This is a genomic window from Photobacterium sp. R1 (genome assembly GCF_054600795.1).
In genome coordinates, this window is record NZ_BAAHZP010000463.1 from 1 (window position 1) to 280 (window position 280).

The 280-nt window shown below is 61.1% G+C and carries 1 pseudogene; it reads right to left on the reverse strand.

The annotated features are described in order from the left end of the window. Positions 1-280 (reverse strand): annotated as a pseudogene (locus ACYP03_RS25865) (exodeoxyribonuclease V subunit alpha); the annotation flags it as partial.

A 280-nucleotide genomic window follows, 5' to 3' on the forward strand; every position in this document is an offset into this window, starting at 1 on the left:
CGACAGTCTGTTCATATTGCCAGTAACGATGCAGATACAGCCGGTTGTCAATCAACACCAGGGGCGTGGACTGAGAGCCATCAGACACGGCAGCGGACTGGTTCAGTACCGATGACCAGCTGGCTGGCAAGCGCCAGGCAGCCGGCAATGCCGCCAACAGCGATTCGGCCATTTCTCTTGGCAGCCCCAAAGGCAGACTGTTTGCACCAGCCAGCGGCAGGCAAACATGGCCGCGCCCCAGTTCCTGACTGAGCCAGGCAGCCGCCAGAGCCAGCACCTG